This is a genomic window from Amycolatopsis sp. NPDC054798, from assembly GCF_053611505.1.
In genome coordinates this window covers 1-19,074 of record NZ_JBSHAM010000033.1, presented here as the reverse complement: position 1 = coordinate 19,074, position 19,074 = coordinate 1, and the positions used below count along the sequence as shown (strand labels likewise).

The window sequence follows — 19,074 nt, the reverse complement described above, 5'->3', positions numbered from 1 at the left end:
GTCCGCCCGTCCGCCCGTCCGCTCCGCCCGACCGCGCCCCAATGTGGCATTGGGTGCATGCCACGCACCCAATGTGGCGTTCGGTGCGTCTGACGCACCCAATGTGGCATTGGGGTGCATGCCACGCACCCGATGTGGCATTGGGGCGCGAGCCTCGAACCCGTATGAAGTGGAGTCCTTCCGATGACCGAAACCGACCCGCCCGGCCTCGATCTGGCGAGGCTTCGCGCCCACCTCGACCGCGAGCGGCCCGGGCTCGTCTCCGGATCGCTGACCGCGGAAGTGGTTCAGGGCGGGCGGTCCAACCTCACCTATCTCGTCTCCGACGGCACACAGCGCTGGGTCGTGCGCCGTCCGCCGCTCGGGCACGTGCTGCCGACCGCGCACGACATGCGCCGCGAGTTCCGCGTGATGAGCGGGCTGGCCGGAACTCCGGTGCCGGTGCCGGAAACCGTCCTGCTGTGCGAGGACGCGGACGTGCTCGGCGCACAGTTCTACGTGATGCAGTACGTCGAGGGCACGCCGTACCGCACCGCCGGGGAGCTGGAGCAGCTCGGCCCGCAGCGGACGAGGGCGATCGCCGACGCGCTGGTGGACACCCTCGTCGACCTGCATTCGGTCGATCCGGAAGCGGTCGGGCTCGGCGATTTCGGCCGTCCGGACGGCTTTCTGGAACGCCAGCTGCGCCGGTGGAAGAAACAGCTCGACGGTTCGCGCAGCCGCGATCTGCCGGGTGCGGACCGGCTGCACGACCAGCTCGCCGCGGCGATCCCGGTGTCCGGGCCGCCCGCCATCGTGCACGGCGACTACCGGCTGGACAACGTGCTCGTCGACGGCGACGACCGGATCACCGCGGTGCTGGACTGGGAGATGTCCACGCTCGGCGATCCGCTCACCGACCTCGGGCTGATGATCACCTACGCGCAGCGGGACCAGCTCTCGCTGCCGATGGTGTCCAACGCCAGCAGCGCGCCCGGTTATCCGGACACCGAGGAGACGATCGCCCGCTACGCGCAGCGTTCCGGCCGAGATCTCTCGGCGCTGAACTGGTATGTCAGCTTCGCGTACTTCAAGCTCGCGGTGATCCTCGAGGGCATCTACTTCCGTTTCCAGCAAGGCAAAACCGTCGGCGAGGGCTTCGACCAGATCGGCGCCGCCGTCGCCCCCCTGATCGAACAGGGCAGCAAGACGCTCACCAAGGAGAACTGATGGACTTCGCGTTCGACGCCCGCACCGAGGAACTGCGCGGACAGCTGCTCGAATTCATGGATTCCCACGTCTACCCCGCCGAAGCCGTCTTCCACGAGCAGTTGGCCGCGCGCACCGAACCGTGGTCGCCGCCGCCGGTCGTCGAGGAGCTGAAGGCCGAAGCGCGCAAACGCGGACTGTGGAACTTCTTCCTCCCCGGCGACCACGGTGCGGGCCTCACCAACTTGCAATACGCACCGCTCGCCGAGATCACCGGCCGCAGCCCGCATCTCGCGCCCGCCGCGGTGAACTGCGCCGCGCCGGACACCGGGAACATGGAAGTCCTGACCATGTTCGGCAGCGAGCAGCAGAAGAAGCAGTGGCTGGAACCGTTGCTGGCCGGGGAGATCCGCTCCGCGTTCGCGATGACCGAACCCGACGTGGCGTCGTCGGACGCGCGCAACATCGCCACCAGCATCCGCCGCGAGGGCGACGAGTACGTCATCAACGGGCGCAAGTGGTATATCACCGGCGCGATGAACCCGAACTGCAAGATCTTCATCGTGATGGGCAAGACCGATCCGGAGGCGCCCCCGCACAAGCAGCAGAGCATGATCCTGGTCCCGCGCGACACCCCTGGCCTGACCGTCGTGCGCGGCATGCAGGTGTTCGGCTACACCGACGGCGACCACGGCGGGCACGCCGAGGTGCTGTTCGAGAACGTGCGGGTGCCTGCGGAAAACCTGATCGCCGACGAGGGTTCCGGGTTCGCCGTCGCGCAGGCCCGCCTCGGGCCGGGCCGCATCCACCACTGCATGCGCGCGATCGGCATGGCGGAGCGCGCGCTGGAGGCGATGTGCCGGCGCACGCTGTCGCGCGAGACGTTCGGCCGTCCGATCGCCGATTCCGGCGTGGTGCAGGACTGGATCGCCGAGGCGCGGGTGCGGATCGAACAGCAGCGGCTGCTGGTGCTCAAGACCGCGTGGCTGATGGACACCGTGGGCAACCAGGGCGCGCACACCGAGATCCAGGCGATCAAGATCTCCACCCCGCTGACCGTCGAGTGGATCCTGGACAAGGCGATCCAGGCGCACGGCGCGGGCGGCGTCTCGCAGGACTTCCCGCTGGCGGAGATCTGGGCCGGGGTGCGCACGCTGCGCCTGGCCGACGGTCCGGACGAGGTGCACAAGCGGTCGCTGGCGCGGCGCGAGCTGAAGAAGTACCGGACGGAGGCGGGCAAATGACCGCCGAGGAGCTGCGGGCGCAGGTCGCTTCCTTCCTCGCGTCGCATGATCCGGCGAGTATGTCCACTTTGGACTTCCTGCGCGCTCGGTTCGACGCCGGGCTCGCCTGGGTGCACTTCCCCGAGGGCCTTGGCGGGCAAGGTGCACCGCGTGCGCTGCAGGCTGAGGTCGAGGCCGCTTTCGCCGAGGCTGGCGCGCCGGACAACAACCCGCGCCGGATCCTGATCGGGCTCGGCATGGCCGCGCCGACCATCCTCGCCTTCGGCACCGAGGAGCAGAAGAAGCGCTACCTCCGTCCACTGTGGACCGGCGAAGAGGTGTGGTGCCAGCTGTTCAGCGAGCCGGGCGCGGGCTCCGACCTCGCCGCGCTCGCCACTCGCGCGGTCCGCGACGGCGACGACTGGATCGTAACCGGGCAGAAGGTCTGGACGTCCAGCGCGCATCTCGCGCAGTGGGCCATCCTCGTCACGCGCACCGACCCGGACGTGCCGAAACACCAGGGCATGACGTACTTCCTGTGCGACATGACCGCGCCCGGCGTCGAGGTCCGGCCGCTGCGGCAGATCACCGGCGAGGCGGAGTTCAACGAGGTCTTCCTGACCGAGGTGCGGATTCCGGACTCGCAGCGGATCGGCGCGGTCGGCGAGGGCTGGAAGGTCGCGCAGACGACGCTGATGAACGAACGCGTCGCGATCGGCGGCACCGCGATGCCGCGCGAGGGCGGCATGATCGGGCTCGTCGCGAAGACGTGGCGGGACCGTCCGGAGCTGCGCACGCCGGAACTGCGGGACCGGCTCGTGCAGCACTGGGTCGAAGCGGAATCGTTGCGGCTGGCCGGGATGCGGCAGCGGCAGCAGCTCGCGGCGGGTGCGCCCGGCCCGGAGGGTTCGGCGATGAAGGTGGCGTTCGCCGAGCTGAACCAGGAACTGTCCGGTTTGGAGCTGGAACTGCTCGGCGAAGAGGGCCTGCGCTACGAGGACTGGACGATGCGCCGTCCGGAACAGGTCGACTTCTTCGGCCGCGACGCCGGGTACCGGTACTTGCGCGCCAAGGGAAACTCGATCGAGGGCGGCACCTCGGAGGTGCTGCGGAACATCATCTCCGAACGCGTGCTGGGGCTGCCGTCCGAGCCGCGGGTGGACAAGGACGTCGCCTGGAAGGACCTGCCGCGATGAGCACGCCGGACCTGCTGTACTCGGACGTGGAAGAGGATCTGCGGTCCTCGGTGCGGTCGCTGCTCGCCGACCGCGCCGGACCGGCTGCCCTGCTGGCGCGGGTCGAAACGGACACGCCGTACGACCTTGCCCTGTGGAAGACGCTGGCCGCCGACCTCGGTGCCGCCGGACTCATGGTGCCGGAATCCCTTGGCGGACACGGCGCTTCGACGCGCGAGGTCGCGGTCGTGCTGGAGGAACTGGGCCGGAGCGTCGCCCCGGTGCCGTACCTGGGCAGTGCGGTGCTCGCTACTGCCGCCCTGCTCGCCGCGGGTTCGGATCTGCTCCCCCAGCTCGCGTCCGGCTCGCTGATCGGCGCTCTGGCAGTGCCGTTGACGACCGCTCCGGGCTCTCCTTTCCCTTCTACCGTTGCGTTTCTTGACGGTTCCTTGACCGGCCGAGTGTCCACAGTGGTCGATGCTTCGGTCGCTGAACTGCTGATCGTTCCCGCTGTCGGTCCGGACGGCCCTGGCCTTTACGCCGTGGACGCTTCCGCGGCGACCGTGACCGAGGCCGTGTCGCTGGACCTGACCCGGCGGATCGCTGACGTGACCCTGGACTCCGCTGCCGCGCAGGTGATTTGCACCGGTGCCGCCGCCGAGGAGGCTTTGGACCACGCTCTGACCACCGCGGCCGGATTGCTGGCTTCGGAGCAGACGGGGATCGCCGAGTGGGCGCTGACGGAGACCGTGACATATCTGAAGGGGCGGTACCAATTCGGCCGTCCCGTCGGGGGTTTTCAGTCGCTGAAGCACCGGCTGGCGAATCTGTACACGGAACTGGTCAACGCGCGGGCGACCGCTCGGTACGCGGCGGATGCGCTGGCGACGGGGAATGATGTGCCGATCGCGGTGGCGGTCGCGCAGGCACGGGTGTCGCCGATCGCGGTGCACGCGGCGGAGGAAGCGGTTCAGTTGCATGGCGGGATCGGGATGACGTGGGAACATCCGGCGCATCTCTACCTCAAGCGGGCCAAGAGCGATCAGCTCGCGTTCGGCACGCCGGGGCGGCATCGGGCCCGGTTGGCTGATCTGGTGGATCTGCCTGCCTGACGTTTTTTGTCGGTGGCCGGGGTTACTGTGGCTGATGTGTCCGGTATCCCTGGCCTGGGCGGCGTTTTCGAGGCTGCGACATGGCTGAACAGTCCCGTGACCCAGCCTGCGCGACGCTTCTGGAGGCTCCTCGTGGCTGACCTGTCCGATACTCCGGCTTGGGCGGCGTTTTCGGGGCTGCGACATGGCTGAACAATCCAGCGCACCAGCCTGCGTGACACTTCCGGAGCCTCCGCATGGCTGACCCGTCCGACGCTCCGGCTTGGGCCTATGAACGGCCTGAAATCCATCCCCCGGATCCGACGTGGGCGTCGCGGGGTTCTGCACTGTGCGCGGAACTCGCGCAGCTGCTCGCGCCGTGGCTCGCCCCCGGGCGGGTCGAGCACGTCGGCTCGACAGCGGTGCCCGGACTGGCGGCCAAACCGGTGCTCGACGTGATGGCTCCGATGCGGGATCTGTCCGCGGAAACTGTCTCGGCGGTGGTGCCGGTGCTTGCCGCGACCGGATGGTGTTTCGTACCGCCGGAACTGGATGTCGCCGCGCCTTGGCGGCGGTTTTTCGTGCTGCCGGATGCGGAGGGGCGGCGTCGGGTGGCGCATCTGCATCTGCTGCCGGAGGGGCATCCGAGGTGGCGGGCACAGCTGAAGTTCCGGGACGCGTTGCGGGCGGATCCCGGGCTGGCGGCGGAGTATGCCGAGGTAAAGCGGCGGCTGGCCGGGGAGGTGACAGACCGGGAGGAGTACACGGCAGGGAAGACGGAGTTCGTGCGGCGGGTGCTGGGCGGGGCGGCGAGCTGAGTCCCGGACGCACAGCCGGGTGGGCATCGGCGGCTTCGAACTCCGCTACCCGAGTGCGGGTTTTGGGCAGCGGAGGTACGAGCGGGAGGCGATACGCGGACGGCGGTAAATGAACGGCGGCAACCGGGCGGCGGCGAAGGCACGTGCGGCGCAGGCGCGTGCAGAGAAGGCCAGGCGTCCGCGGATGTCCCGTAGCGCTCTCACCGTGCCATGCTGAGCCAGTGGGAAACCGTCGCCGAGCCGGGCGGGCACCGAGTGCTGCCGAGGTACGGCGGGTGCTGCACGTCATCGCCTTTCGCCGCGATGGCCGCGTGGTCTGCAAAGCGCAGATCACCTGGCTGCGGTGGGAGAACGACCACGCCGAAGCGGTCTTCCTGCCGCCGGGGCTGCCGCCCTATTCCGTATGGAACATCAAAAAGGCTTTGCTGCGCGACCTGTGCAACGCACCGTCTCTCTCCCCGTTCGAGGATGAAATCATCGACCTCGTCCTCGGCGCGGTCCACCGCCGTCAGGAGGCGTACGACCGCTACTATTCGCGGCTCGCGCTCCGCCTGGACTGCCCTGCCCTGCGGTCCGCCTTAACCGCCGCCGCGAGGAGCACGAGCGAAGACACTCGAGTGCGGGCGGCCTGGTTGCTCGCTGTTCTCGACCATCCCGAAGTCCCGCCGACGCACGCCAGGTGGCGGGCCTGGACCGCGGACCGAGGGCTGCGGCACGCGATCGACCGTGCCGCGCATGGCGAAGACGAACGCGATCAAGTCCACGCGCGCCGTCATGGAGCGGTGGCCGCCCGGCGAACCCAGATGACCCGTCGCTGACGGCCGCCTCAGGCAACCGTACGGGACTCAGCCAGCGACTCCGCCGGATCAGGAAGCGATTCCGCCGAGTCGCGAAGCGCCCGTGCGGGAACCCGCGACAGGTGGCGACGAGGCCGCACCCCTCGGAACGGCGGCCCCGTCGCCAAGCTCGACTGCGCTCAACCAGGCTCAAGCCCGGGCGAGCCCAGCCAAGTCCATACCGGCCGAATCCCACCGAGCCCGAGCCCAGTCAGGTCCGACCGATCCCCAACCCAAGATCAGCCGTGATACCCGGCCACGATCTTCGTGAACGCGTACTTCGGCTGCGAAATACCGCTGCACTCGCCCCCACCCGAGCAGTCCCGGTTAGTCGCCCAGAAGGTGAAGCGGCCGAGGTGGTGGCTGGCCGCGTAGTCGCGGATCGCGGTGAAATCGGACACCGACACCACCTCGCCGGGGTTGTCCGTCTTGCCGTTCATCGACGACAGGCCCGCGTGCCGGTACGCCGTGGCGCTGTCCCAGCCGAACGTCGACTTCAGCTGCCCCACGAGACCGTCCACTGCCGACTTCGTCTTGCCGGCCATGTCGCCGCCGCTGGAGAAGTCGAACGGCATCACCGACCACACGTCCACCGGCGCGCCGATCGCTTTCGCCTGCTTGATCAGCCGCTTGCCCCAGTCGTTCGGGCCGGACGTTTCGGTTCCGATGGTGATCACGACGCGCACGCCGGGATTCTTCTGCTTGGTGATCTTGACCGCGTTCAGGATCCGGTCCTGCACGGTCGCGTTCTCGAACTCGTCGGTGTTCTCGATGTCGAGGTCGATCGCCTTCAGGCCGTAGGCGTCGATCACCTTCTGGTACGCCCCGGCGAGCGCCGACGCGGACGTGCACTTCGCGCCGAGCTTCGTGCCGGACCAGCCGCCGAAGGACGGGATGACGTCGCCGCCCGCGTCGCGGATGCTCTTGATCAGGGTTTTGTCCGAACCGGTCAGCGAACGGTCGCCGTCCCACTTCGGGTTGCACGAACCGTCCGACAGCATGAACGCGAGCGTGAACGTCTTGATCCCGGTCGCGGACATCGCCGCCGACGCGCTGGTCTGCCCCGCCCACTGGTACAGGTACGGCGACGCGAGAACCGGGTCCGGTGCGGCTGCGAGCCGCGGAGCGGGCGCGGCCGTGGCCACTCCGGCCGCCGTCGCGAGGGCCGCCCCTGCCGCCGCCGCGAGCGCGGCCAGCCGACGCACTGATTTCATTGTGTTCCTCCCACGAGCACCACGGAACACCTCCGGTTTGAGGCGGCGGGATCAACCCGGGAGGAGTGCACCCGGAAGGGTGCCGTCACACACTGGACTAGACCAAATCAGCGTGTCAAGAGCCGCAGCCCGAACGGCGCACCGGGCCGGAAACAGTGCGTGCGGCCCGGTTTCCCCCGGCCGGGGGAGGCCGGAAGTCAGGGGCGCCCGGCACCGGCCCCCTCGCCGAGCCCGTCGGAGAAATCGTGGTCCCGGGTTTCCGGCAAGCCCAGCACGCACAGGAAACTGAGCACCCCGAGCGCGATCAGCACCAGCGAAACCGGCACCGTCGAACCGGTCGACGCCCACAGGTCGGTCGAGATCAGCGGCACGATCCCGCCGCCGATCACCCCGGCGACGCTGTACGCGATCGACGCGCCGGAATACCGGTACCGCACCCGGAACAGCTCCGGCAGGAACGCGCCCATCGGCCCGTACAGCATCGCGAAGCAGGCCAGGCCGCCGACGAAGCCGAGGGTCAGCAACACTGGGTTTCCCGTCTGCAGCAAGGCAAACAGCGGAAACGCCCACACCACCACGGACACCGCGGCCGCCGCGCTCAGCCGGCGGCGGCCCCACTGGTCGGACTTCATCGCGAACACCAGCGTCGCCACGCCCATCACCGCGGCGGCGATGAGCAGGCTGATCAGGACAGTCGTGCGCGGGATGCCGAGGGTGGTCGTCGCCATCGAAAGACAGAATGTCGTGACGGTGTAGAAAAGCGCGTGCGCGAGCACAAAGGACAATGTGGAGAGCACCAGAACCCGCGGCTGTTTCCGGAGGAGTTCGAACAGCGGAACCTTCGCCTGTTCGGCCTTGTCCAGCGCGGCCTGGAAAACCGGCGTCTCGGCGATCTTGACCCGGATGTAGAAGCCGACCGCGAGCAGCACCGCGGAGAACAGGAACGGCAGCCGCCAGCCCCAGGACAGGAATTCGGCCGGCGGCAGCACCGCGTCCAGCACCAGGAACAGCAGATTGCCCAGCACGAACCCGATCGCAGGGCCGAGCTGCGGGAACGCCGAGTACAGCCCGCGTTTCCCCGGCGGCGCGTACTCGGTGGACATCAGCACCGCGCCGCCCCATTCGCCGCCGAGGCCGATGCCCTGCACGAACCGCAGCACCACCAGCAGGACCGGAGACCAGATGCCGAGCGTGCCGTACTCCGGCACCAGTCCGACGGCCACTGTGGACAGTCCCATCACGAGCAAGGACGTGACCAGCATGGACTTCCGCCCGATCCGGTCGCCCCAGTGTCCGAAAAGGACCGCCCCGACCGGGCGCGCGACGAAGCCGACCGCGAAGGTGCCGAGCGACGCCAGCACCCCGGCGGTCGAGGAAAACGTCGGGAAGAACACCTTCCCGAACACCAGCGCCGCCGCGGTCCCGTAGATGTAGAAATCGTAGAACTCGATGGCGGTGCCGATGAAACTGGCGGTGGCGATGCGCGACATGTCAGTCCGCGCGGGTGCGGTCATTCCGGCTCCCTGTACTCCCCTGCGGCCCGGTGCCGCCACGGGAGAATATCGGGTCACGCGTCGCCGGGCAGCTCCTCCATTTTCCGCTGCAGCTTGTTCATCCCGCCGAGCCAGCGGTCGGTTTCGGTGGCGCGCAAGGCATAGAAATCGGCGACCTCGGCGTGCGGCAGCACCAGGAACCGGTTCTCGGCCATGGCGGCGAACAACGCGTCGGCCACCTGCGGCGGGTCGATCGCGGTCGCGCCCATCAGCAGTTTGCCGCGTTCGCCGGTCTCCTCCAGCATCGCGGTGCGCACGCCCTGCGGGCAGATCGCCTGCACGGTGATCCCGCGGTGCCGATAGGTGGCCGACAGCCATTCCGCGAACGCCAGCGCGCCGTGCTTGGTCACCGAATACGGAGCCGAGCCAAGGCTGGTGAGCACGCCCGCCGCGGACACCGTCGCGACAAACCGGCCCTCGCCGCGCTCCAGCCACGCCGGGACCAGCAGCCGGGCGGCCCGGACGTGCGCCATCACGTTCACGTCCCACGCCAACGACCACGCATCTTCGTCCGCGTGGGCGTCACCGAACGGCGCGACCCCTGCGTTGGCACAGAAAACGTCAATCTCGCCAAGCGTTTCGCGAGCCGCGTTGATCAAGTCGGCGACGCCGGATTCGCTTGCCACGTCACCGGCGAACGACGTGCCGCCGACCTCCTGCGCGACTTCGGCCGCCCGGTCGCCGTCAAGGTCCGCGACGACAATCCGGGCACCGTCCGCGGCGAACCGCCGGGCCAGCGCCGCTCCGATCCCGCCGCCACCGCCGGTGATGACGACCCCGGCGCTCACAGACCGCCGCCGAGCGTCACGCCGCCGTCGAGGACGACCGTCTGCCCGGTCATCCAGCCCGCTTCGCCGGACAGCAGGAACGCCACCGCGCCCGCGATGTCCTCCGGCACGCCGAGCCGTTTCATCGGGTAGGCCGCCGCGACTTCTTCCTCGCGGCCCTCGTAGAGCGCGGTCGCGAACTGCGTTTTGACCACCGCCGGAGCCACCGCGTTCACCCGGATCTTCGGGCCGAGTTCCGCGCCGAGTTCCTGGGTGAGCCGGATCAGCGCGGCCTTGCTGACGCCGTACATGCCGATGCCCGGCGAGGTGCGGATGCCCGCGATCGACGCGACGTTGACGACCGCCCCGCCGTGCTCGCCCATCCACGCGTCCCGCGCGGCGCGGATCCACGACAGCGGCGCGACCACGTTCACCGCGAAGATCTTGGCCGCCGCGGCCGGGTCGATGTCCACCATCGGCCCGTAGACCGGGTTGATGCCGGTGTTGTTGACCAGCATGTCGAGGCTGCCGAACTTCTCGACGGCGGCGGCGACCGCCTCCTGCTGGTGGGCGGCGTCGTCGGCCTTGCCAGGCACAGCGATCGCGACGTCCGGGCCGCCGAGCTGCTCGACGGCCTCGGCGAGCGGTTCGGGCTTGCGCGCCGTGATGCACACCTTCGCCCCGCGCTCGACCAGCCCCTTCGCGATGGCCAGCCCGATCCCCCGGCTGGCCCCGGTGACCAGGGCAACGCGATCCTTGAACGACTCCACCACACCGTCTCCTTGTCCGCCGCTGGACAGCCACCGCTAAGCGACCGCTTACCGCAGGATAACGGCGACGCCCTCATGCGCAACCTCTGGCCGCGGCAGCACTGGTCACACCACAGCGTGTCACCGCACTCGACGAGAAAAGGTCAGATGTAATGATCGTTTCCGTCATGAAGCTGACCCCAGTCGAAGCACCTCGCCGACCGGGCGCGGTTCCCGCAACATTCCGCGCAGAAACAGGACTTTTCCAGGATCGGCGAAGCCTGGACGCGCTCCTTGACGGTTGATACCCGCTCGTGCATAGTCTCTTAGACATCGGATGTCATGAGTGCGCAGGACGCCGATGCCTGGTCAAGGAGGACCTGAATGGCCAACCGCCGGCTTCTGAGCATCGTCCTGTCCGCCGTCGCCGGGTTGGGCGGAACGCTCGCTCTCGGCCAGCCCGCCACCGCCAGCGGACCGCCGCCGATGACGGTGTATGCGGCTCCAGCCGCTGACGCGCCGCCAGGGAATCCGTGCTCTCAGCCGCGTCCCTGTTCGCTTTCGCAGGCGCAGCAACGGGTCCGGCATCTTCTCGGCACCGGGGTCGGCAGCCACCGGGACATCGTGGTGAAGCTCGCGGGCGGCACCTACTACCTCGGCGAGCCGCTGGCGTTCGGTCCGCGGGACTCCGGGCGCGACGGCCATACCGTGACCTGGCAGCCCGCGACCGACGCCGCCGTGACCATCAGCGGCGGACGCCCGTTGCGCCCGAAGTGGCACCCTTCGGCACCCGGCAGCAAGATCATGGCCGCGACCGTCCCTGCCGGACTGGACTTCGACGGTCTGTTCGTCGGCGGACAACGCCAGATCCTGGCCCGCTATCCAAATTACGACCCAAACGCGGCCCGGCTCCAGGGCTCGGTCTCGCTCGCCGACCTCAACCGCGAATCCGCGAAGTGGTCGGATCCGTCGACCGCGCTGGTGCGCGCGATGCACTGCGGCGACTGGGGTTCCGTCTCGTTCACCGCGAGCGGACGCACCGGCGGCAGTCTCGACCTGCACTACGTCGGCGACAACAACCGGCCCCAGGACTGCGGGCTGACGCAGGGGAACGGGCCGGGCCGGATCGGGCCGGCGATGGCCGAGAACGTCAAGGAAGAACTCGACGCGCCCGGAGAGTGGTACTACGACCGGAAGGGCGGCCAGCTGCTCTACTATCCGCCGGCCGGTGCCGATCTCTCTGCGGCGACCGTAGAGACCGCGGAGCAGGACCAGCTGATCACCCTCACCGGAGCCTCGCCGGGCAATCCCGTCCACGACATCGCGTTCCGCGGCCTGCACTTCACGGCGACCCACCGCACGCTCTTCGACAGCCGCTTCGAGAGCCTTGCCAAGGGCGACTGGGCAGTGGTCCGCAAAGCCGCGGTATATCTGAAGAACGCCGCTGACATCTCAGTCGCCGGATCGTTCTTCGACCAGCTCGGCGGCAACGGCGTCTTCCTCGACGGCTACAACCGCCGCAACACGGTCAGTGACAACCGGTTCGAGTCCGATGGCGCTTCGGACGTCCAGATCGCCGGCTCGCCGAGCGCGGTGCGCGACTATTCGAGCAACTACTACGACAACGTCGCCGTCTCAGATACCACGCCCGGGCCGAAAACCGACGACTATCCCCGCGACATCGTCGTGCGGAACAACGTCATGCACGACATGGGCCGGTTCGAGAAGCAGTCCTCCGGCGTCAACATCTCGATGAGTGCGGACGTGACGGTCGACGGCAACACGATCTCCGACAGTCCGCGCGCGTGCCTCAACATCGAGGACGGCACCTGGGGCGGGCACAACGTCAAGAACAACGACCTCTTCAACTGCGTCGAGGAAACCGGCGACAACGGCTCGATCAACGTCTGGGGACGGGGCCGGTTCTGGGCCAGTTCCGGCAACAACACCCTCGCGCCGGGCACGAGTTACGAAGGCTCCACCGGCACCGCGCTGACCGACGCCCAGGCGAGGAAGCTGATGAAGCTGGACGTCGTCAAGCCGATCACCATTCAGCACAACCGGTTCTGGCACGCCGGCGACTGGGCGATCGACCTCGACGACGGCTCGTCCCGCTTCCGCTTGCTGGACAACCTCATCCTCAAGGGCGGCATCAAACTGCGCGACGGTTACGAACGCACCGTGGCGAACAACCTGCTCGTGGACGGCTCGGTCTACGAACAGGTCAGCCACTCCGACTGCGGCGACGTCATCGAGCACAACATCACCCTCGGGCCGCAGGCGTACAACAACGTGCTGAACAACCCGGTCACCGCTAAGTACGGCACCGACCGCAACCTCTTCTGGAACAACAACTACCCGGTCTACGTCAACCCCGACGGCAGCGGCAACGAGGCGCTTTCCGCGGACGGCACCACGATCAACCCCCAGTCGGCCTGGTTCCGCGCCGGCATGGACTCCCGCTCGCTCGTCGCCGACCCGAAGTTCGCCGCGGCCGACCCGCTCGGCAGCTACGACTTCACGGCCGCTGCCGATTCCCCCGCGGCGAGCCTCGGGTACCGGAACTTCCCGATGACCGGCTTCGGCGCCCGCGGCGCGGCGCTGCCGCCCAAAGCGGTCTTCCCCTACCGCCCCGGCGACACGCCTGGCAACGGCATGATCGTCCAGCCTGAGATGCTGATGGGAGCCACCGCGACCAACATCCCCTCGCTCGCCGTCCAGTCTTCGCTGGGCCTGACCAAGCCGTACGGCCTCTACCTCCCCACCGTGCCGCAGGACAGCTACGCCGCCCGGAACGGGCTGAAAACCGGCGACGACATCACCGCCGTCAACGGCGCCGAGGTCACCGACGACCGCAACACGTTCTGGCTCCCCTACAACAAACTCGCGCCCGGCGCCCCGATCACGCTGACCGTGCGCCGCGGACAGACTGATGTGACGCTGAAACTGGCCAAAACCACGGAAGCCGAACTGCTCAACAACACCTCCGGCGTCGTCTACTCCAACACCGGAAACCCGTCGACCGGCTGGCTCTGGCGCGGCAGCGCGGCCGGGGGCGAGAACTCCTATCTCGACGACATCTGGGCCACCCAGAATGTCGGCGACTCGTGGAGCCTGACCTTCTACGGAACCGGAATCGACATCATTTCGGAAACCAACACCGACGAGGGCGACGTCGACCTCACTCTGGACGGCGCGGCCTACCGGACGGTCAGTTTCGTCACCCCGGAGCGGAAATACCAGTCGACAGTGGCGGTTATTTCCGGTCTCCAGCCGGGCGTGCACACCGTCACCGGCACGATGAAGAACGGGAGTTACTTGATCGTGGACGCTTTCCGCACCCACCCGTAGCCGCCTCCGCTCGCTCTCGCCTAAGCCAATCGGCCTGCCCGGAAACGAGCCGCGCGAACCGGTTTACGCCGGAACAAAAGCGCGGCTTGTTTCCGGGCAGCAGTGCCGTTCTCATGGAAAGTCCAACGGCATGCCCCACGCCTCAGCCACCCGATCCCGCGTAAGCACCTCAGTCGGCGCACCTTCGGCCACCGCCTGACCCTCCCGCAGAAGCAGGCAATGCGCCGCGCGCTCAGCGACCGCGAGGTCATGCGTGACCCGCAAAACGGTTACCCCGTCCCGGTTCGCGGCGTCGAGCGCTTCGTCGATGAGCGACTGTGCCCGGAGATCCATTCCCGCCGCGGGCTCGTCGAGCAGTAGCAGATCCGACTGCTGTGCGAGCCCCTGCGCGACCAGGGCCCGTTGACGCTGACCGCCCGAGACCGCACCCAGTTGCCGGTCGGCGATCGCGGCGATGTCCAGTCGTTCCAGGCATTCGTCGACGATCCTCCGGTCGCGGCCGGTGAGCCTGCGCCAGGGGCCCCGGTGCGCCCACCGCGCCATGGCGACCGCGGCGCGCACGGTGAGCGGCAACGCGCTGGAGACCTCGCTGTGCTGGGTGACGTAGGCGGGCCGGCGCGCGGTGCCGAACCGCACCGAGCCCGACTTCAGCGGCTGCACCCCGGCGACCACGTTGAGCAGGGTCGATTTCCCGGCTCCGTTCGCGCCGACGACCGCCGTGGTCCGCGCCTTCGGCAAGCGCGCGTCCACCCCGGCGAGCACCTCGCGCTGTCCGTACCCGGCGCGCACGGCACGCAGCACGACCGCCGGCTCTGCTTCGCTCATTCAAGCTCCCGTAAAGACAATGAAAATCATTTCCACTATAGTGCCGGACGTGGACTGGTTGCTCATCCCCTTCGAGGTGTCCTTCGTGCAGCGGGCCTTGCTGGCCGGGGTGCTCGTCTCGGTGCTGTGCGCGCTCGTCGGCACGTGGGTCGTGCTGCGGAGCATGGCTTTCCTGGGCGACGCGCTGTCGCACGGCATGCTGCCCGGGGTCGCGATCGCGTCGCTGACCGGCACGAACCTGCTGCTCGGCGCCGCACTGAGCGCGGCGGCGATGGCGTCCGGCGTGACCGCGCTCAGCCGGTCCCGCCGGTTGTCCCAGGACACGAGCATCGGGCTGCTGTTCGTCGGAATGCTCGCCGCCGGGGTGATCATCGTTTCGCATTCGCAGTCGTTCGCGGTCGATCTCACCGGATTCCTCTTCGGCGACGTGCTCGCCGTCGGATCGGGCGACCTGCTCGTCCTGGTCGTCGCGCTGGGGCTCGTGGCGGCCGTGTCGCTGCTGGGCTACCGCTCGTTCGCCGCGCTCGCCTTCGACGCCCGCAAGGCACGCACCCTCGGCCTGCGCCCCGGGCTGGCCCACGCGCTGCTGCTCGCACTGGTGACCACAGCCGTCGTCGCGTCGTTCCGCGTGGTCGGCACGCTGCTGGTGTTCGGCCTGCTCATCGCACCAGCGGCCGCGGCCGCCTTCTGGGCCCGGCGGATCACGACGATCATGTTCGTCGCCGCACTGCTCGGCATCCTCGCCACCCTCGCCGGGCTGGTCGTTTCCTGGCACTGGGGCACCGCCGCGGGCGCGAGCATCGCCGCCGTCGCGATCGTCCAGTTCTTCCTCTCCGCTCTGCTGTCCGCCCTCCGGAAGCAGCGCGGCTAGCGCTCACCGTTGTCCGACAACAGGAATCGAGTACCGATGACGAACTCCCGCCCCCACCGGGCCGTTGGCGTGCTCGCCGCGGCCGCGCTGCTGCTGACGGCTTGCGGCAGCGAACCAGCCGAGAAACCACCGCCCGCTCCCCCGCACGGCTACGTCGAAGGCGCCGAAGAAGCCGCGGAAGCGCAGTCGCGGCTGGTTGTTGCCGACGCGGCAACGGGTTCCGTCCAGGTAGTGGACCTGATCACCGAAAAAGTCACGCCTGCCGGGCGGGTGGACGGCGTTCGCGCCATCACCGGCGACGGGCGGTTCGGCTACCTCACCGGAGGAGACGGCGCGGTCCGCGTCGTCGACAGCGGCGCGTGGATGGTCGACCACGGAGACCACGTCCACTACTACCGCGCCGCAGTGCGCGACGTCGGAACCGCCCCGGGCCGCCAGCCGCTCGCCGTCTACAGCGATCCGGCGGTCACCGCGATGTCGTTCCCGGACGGCACGACCAGCCTGCTCGACCGGGCCCGGCTGGACCGCGGCTCGATCGCCGAAATCGGCAAGATCGCCCGGGACCCGCACGAGAGCACCGCTGTGCCTTACCGCGAACACATCCTCGCTTCGGCGGCCGAGAACGGACCGCGCGGCAACGAGGTGCGGGTCCATGACCGGCAGGGACGTCAGGTCGCCCGGATCGCTGAGCCGTGCCCGGACTTGAGCGGACAGGCGGTCACCCGGCGCGGCGTCGTCTTCGGCTGCGCGGACGGCGCGCTGCTGGTCTCCGAGAAGAACGGGACGTTCGCCGGGGAGAAGATCCCCTACCCCGGCCCGCCCGCCGCGGCCGAACGGGCCGCCCGGTTCTCGCACCGGCCCGGCAGCACCACGCTCGCCGCGACAGCCGGGAACAACGCGGTGTGGTCGCTCGACGTGAGCAAACGGACGTGGTCCCGGATCGAGACCGGCCCGGTCGCCGCGACCAACACCGTCGGCGAGGGCGCACCGCTGCTGGTACTCACTCGCGACGGAACGCTGCGCGCCTTCGATCCCGCGACCGGCGCTCAGAAAGCCCAACAGCAGCTGATGCCCGCGAACGCGGCGGGCGGCGCCGTCGTCCCGACGATCCACGTCGACGCGACGCGCGCCTACGTCAACAATCCGGCTTCGGGCGAGATCTACGAGATCGACTACAACGACAACCTCCGCCGGGCCCGGACCATCACCGTGCCCGGACACGCCAGCTACGTCACGGAGACCGGGCGATGACCGGCCTCCGGACGCGCGCCTCCGCCGCGTTCCTCACCGTGTTGTTCCTCGTCGCGAGTTGCTCCAGCGCGCACGCCAGCCGCGCCTCGGTGGTAGTGACGACCAACATCCTCGGCGACATCACGCGTGCCGTCGTCGGCGACCAGGCCGAAGTGACGGTCCTGATGAAACCGAACGCCGATCCGCATTCCTTCGGCATTTCCGCGCAGCAGGCCGCCGCGGTCGAACGAGCCGGGCTGATCGTCTACAACGGACTGGGCTTGGAAGAGGGCGTCCTGCGCACCGTGCGAGCCGCCGAGGAGCACGGCGTGCCCGCGCTGCCGGTGGGCGAACGGGTCAACCCGATCAGCCACTCCGCAGGGCAGCCGGACCCGCATTTCTGGACCGACCCCAGCCGCGTCCGCGACGCCGTGACCGCCATCGCCGACCAGGTCGTCGCCCAAGTGTCCGGAGTGGACGAATCCGCGGTGCGCGCCCATGCCGAGGAATACCGCAAGAAAATCAGCGCGCTCGAGGACGAGATGCGCAGGCGGTTCGCGGAAATCCCGCCCCAGCGCCGGAAACTGGTCACCAATCACCACGTGTTCGGCTATTTCGCCCAGCGGTTCGGTTTCGAGGTCGTCGGCGCGGTGATCCCGAGCGGCACCACGCTGGCCTCCCCCAGCGCCTCGGACCTCGCCGCGCTCGCCGGCGCCGTGCGCGCGGCCGGGGTGCCCGCGATCTTCGCCGATTCCTCCCAGCCCGACCGCCTCGCCAAGGTGCTCGCCGACCAGGCCGGCGTCCGGGTGCGGGTGACCTCGCTGTTCTCCGAATCCCTCAGCGAACCCGGCCAGGGCGCGCCGACCTACCTGGACATGATGCGCGCCAACACCGAAGCGATCGCCACCAGCCTGACCCGGCCCTGATGCCGGAAAACCGGACTGCCGAACAAAGAAAGGCATTACGAGAAAATGAGAACCGCATTGTCCCTCCGGCCGCGGATCGCCGCCGGTACCGCGGTCACCGTCGCGAGCGCGTTCGCACTCGCGGCTTGCGGGTCGGAGCCGTCGGCCTCGGACGCCGCCGCACCGGCCCCCACCGCTATCACCGCGGCCGTCGCCGTCACGTACGACGGCGGAATCTCGCTGCTCGACGGGAAAACGCTGAAGGTCGTCAAGAACATCCCGCTGCCGGGCTTCAACCGCCTCAACCCGGCCGGGGACGACCGGCACCTCCTCGTCTCGACCTCCACCGGATTCCGGGTGCTCGACGCCGCGGGCGGAATCCTGACCGGCACCGAGTTCCCGGCCAAGAAACCCGGGCACGTCGTCCGGCACTCGGGCAAAACCGTGCTGTTCGCCGACGGCACCGGCGAGGTCACCCTGCTCGACCCGGCGAAGCTCAACACCGGAAAACCCTTGGCACAGTACAAAACGCCGGAGCCGCACCACGGCGTCGCGGTAGCGCTGGCCAACGGCGAACTGGTCACCACGATCGGCAACGAAGACGCCCGCCACGGCATCGCCGTACTGGACAAGGACCGCAAGGAAATCGTCCGCAACGACCAATGCCCCGGTGTGCACGGCGAAGCGACCGCGCAGGGCGAAGCCGTCGTCGTCGGCTGCGAAACCGGTGCGCTGGTTTACCGCGACGGCACCATCACCAAGGTCACCAGCCCCGATCCCTACGGGCGCATCGGCAACCAGGCGGGCTCCGAACACTCCCCGATCACCCTCGGCGACTACAAAACCGACAAGGACGCCGAACTGGAACGGCCGACCCGGGTGTCGCTGATCGACACCGGGAAAGCCACTCTGCGGCACGTCGATCTCGGCACCAGCTATACCTTCCGGTCGCTGGCCCGCGGTCCGCGGGGCGAAGGACTGGTGCTGGGCACCGACGGCCGCATCCACGTGCTCGACCCGGCGGCGGGCACCGTCACCCGGACGATCCCGGTGACCGGCTCCTGGCAGGAACCGCTCGACTGGCAGCAGCCGCGCCCCGCGCTCTTCGTCCGGGGCGAAACGGCCTACGTGACTTTCCCGAACACCAAGGAAATCCACGCGGTCGACCTCAAGACGGGGACGAAGACCGCGACCGGCACCCTGCCCGGCGTCCCGAACGAACTCACCGGAGTGCCCGAAGCCTAGAAACCGGTCCTGGGCGACGCCTCGAGCCGAGGC

The 19,074-nt window shown here is 69.0% G+C and carries 16 protein-coding genes; 11 read left to right on the top strand and 5 right to left on the bottom strand.

Annotation, left to right across the window (positions count from 1 at the left end):
- Positions 1-183 precede the first annotated feature (183 nt).
- The 6 genes from ACWGIC_RS21230 to ACWGIC_RS21205 all read left to right on the top strand — a co-directional run bounded on the left by ACWGIC_RS21230 (position 184) and on the right by ACWGIC_RS21205 (position 6,313).
- A complete protein-coding gene (locus ACWGIC_RS21230; RefSeq protein ID WP_452077664.1) occupies positions 184-1,209 on the top strand; it encodes a phosphotransferase family protein in 1,026 nt (341 codons plus the stop codon).
- Positions 1,209-2,432 (top strand): acyl-CoA dehydrogenase family protein, encoded by a 1,224-nt coding sequence (locus ACWGIC_RS21225; protein ID WP_452077663.1) that lies wholly within the window; start codon positions 1,209-1,211, stop codon positions 2,430-2,432. Before ACWGIC_RS21230 ends, ACWGIC_RS21225 begins: the two co-directional genes overlap by 1 nt.
- Entirely contained in the window at positions 2,429-3,607 is a 1,179-nt protein-coding gene (locus ACWGIC_RS21220) for an acyl-CoA dehydrogenase family protein (protein WP_452077662.1), read from the top strand. The genes ACWGIC_RS21225 and ACWGIC_RS21220 overlap by 4 nt, the downstream gene beginning before the upstream one ends.
- The gene (locus ACWGIC_RS21215; RefSeq protein WP_452077661.1) at positions 3,604-4,698 is read left to right on the top strand and encodes an acyl-CoA dehydrogenase family protein; all 1,095 of its coding nucleotides are present in this window, start codon (positions 3,604-3,606) and stop codon (positions 4,696-4,698) included. The genes ACWGIC_RS21220 and ACWGIC_RS21215 overlap by 4 nt, the downstream gene beginning before the upstream one ends.
- A gap of 236 nt (positions 4,699-4,934) precedes the next feature.
- A complete protein-coding gene (locus ACWGIC_RS21210) occupies positions 4,935-5,495 on the top strand; it encodes a GrpB family protein (RefSeq protein ID WP_452077660.1) in 561 nt (186 codons plus the stop codon).
- Positions 5,496-5,770: 275 nt separating this feature from the next.
- Entirely contained in the window at positions 5,771-6,313 is a 543-nt protein-coding gene (locus ACWGIC_RS21205) for a hypothetical protein (RefSeq protein WP_452077659.1), read from the top strand.
- Between the two features lie 257 nt (positions 6,314-6,570).
- On the opposite strand, the gene ACWGIC_RS21200 is transcribed toward ACWGIC_RS21205, so the two are convergent.
- The 4 genes from ACWGIC_RS21200 to ACWGIC_RS21185 all read right to left on the bottom strand — a co-directional run bounded on the left by ACWGIC_RS21200 (position 6,571) and on the right by ACWGIC_RS21185 (position 10,635).
- Positions 6,571-7,545 (bottom strand): chitinase, encoded by a 975-nt coding sequence (locus ACWGIC_RS21200; RefSeq protein WP_452077658.1) that lies wholly within the window; start codon positions 7,543-7,545, stop codon positions 6,571-6,573.
- Between the two features lie 197 nt (positions 7,546-7,742).
- On the bottom strand, positions 7,743-9,059 hold the full coding sequence (locus tag ACWGIC_RS21195; RefSeq protein ID WP_452077657.1) for an MFS transporter: 1,317 nt from the start codon (positions 9,057-9,059) through the stop codon (positions 7,743-7,745).
- A 53-nt stretch (positions 9,060-9,112) separates the two neighbouring features.
- Positions 9,113-9,886, bottom strand: a complete 774-nt coding sequence (locus ACWGIC_RS21190; RefSeq protein ID WP_452077656.1) for an SDR family oxidoreductase — start codon at positions 9,884-9,886, stop codon at positions 9,113-9,115.
- On the bottom strand, positions 9,883-10,635 hold the full coding sequence (locus ACWGIC_RS21185) for an SDR family oxidoreductase (protein WP_452077728.1): 753 nt from the start codon (positions 10,633-10,635) through the stop codon (positions 9,883-9,885). Before ACWGIC_RS21185 ends, ACWGIC_RS21190 begins: the two co-directional genes overlap by 4 nt.
- A 363-nt stretch (positions 10,636-10,998) precedes the next feature.
- Between ACWGIC_RS21185 and ACWGIC_RS21180 the strand changes: the two genes are divergently transcribed.
- Complete coding sequence (locus ACWGIC_RS21180; protein ID WP_452077655.1) at positions 10,999-13,965, top strand: right-handed parallel beta-helix repeat-containing protein; 2,967 nt, start codon at positions 10,999-11,001, stop codon at positions 13,963-13,965.
- A 111-nt stretch (positions 13,966-14,076) separates the two neighbouring features.
- Here the strand turns inward: ACWGIC_RS21180 and aztA are convergent, their stop codons facing one another.
- Positions 14,077-14,790: a zinc ABC transporter ATP-binding protein AztA gene (gene aztA, locus ACWGIC_RS21175; protein WP_452077654.1), complete on the bottom strand. Its 714-nt coding sequence runs from the start codon at positions 14,788-14,790 to the stop codon at positions 14,077-14,079.
- Between the two features lie 49 nt (positions 14,791-14,839).
- Between aztA and aztB the strand changes: the two genes are divergently transcribed.
- The 4 genes from aztB to aztD are packed head-to-tail and all read left to right on the top strand — an operon-like array spanning position 14,840 to position 19,041.
- Entirely contained in the window at positions 14,840-15,661 is an 822-nt protein-coding gene (gene aztB / locus ACWGIC_RS21170; RefSeq protein WP_452077653.1) for a zinc ABC transporter permease AztB, read from the top strand.
- Between the two features lie 36 nt (positions 15,662-15,697).
- Positions 15,698-16,912, top strand: a complete 1,215-nt coding sequence (locus ACWGIC_RS21165; protein ID WP_452077652.1) for a hypothetical protein — start codon at positions 15,698-15,700, stop codon at positions 16,910-16,912.
- Positions 16,909-17,817 (top strand): zinc ABC transporter substrate-binding protein AztC, encoded by a 909-nt coding sequence (aztC, locus tag ACWGIC_RS21160; protein WP_452077651.1) that lies wholly within the window; start codon positions 16,909-16,911, stop codon positions 17,815-17,817. Before ACWGIC_RS21165 ends, aztC begins: the two co-directional genes overlap by 4 nt.
- Before the next feature lie 45 nt (positions 17,818-17,862).
- Positions 17,863-19,041 (top strand): zinc metallochaperone AztD, encoded by a 1,179-nt coding sequence (aztD, locus tag ACWGIC_RS21155; RefSeq protein WP_452077650.1) that lies wholly within the window; start codon positions 17,863-17,865, stop codon positions 19,039-19,041.
- The last annotated feature ends 33 nt before the right edge of the window (positions 19,042-19,074 follow it).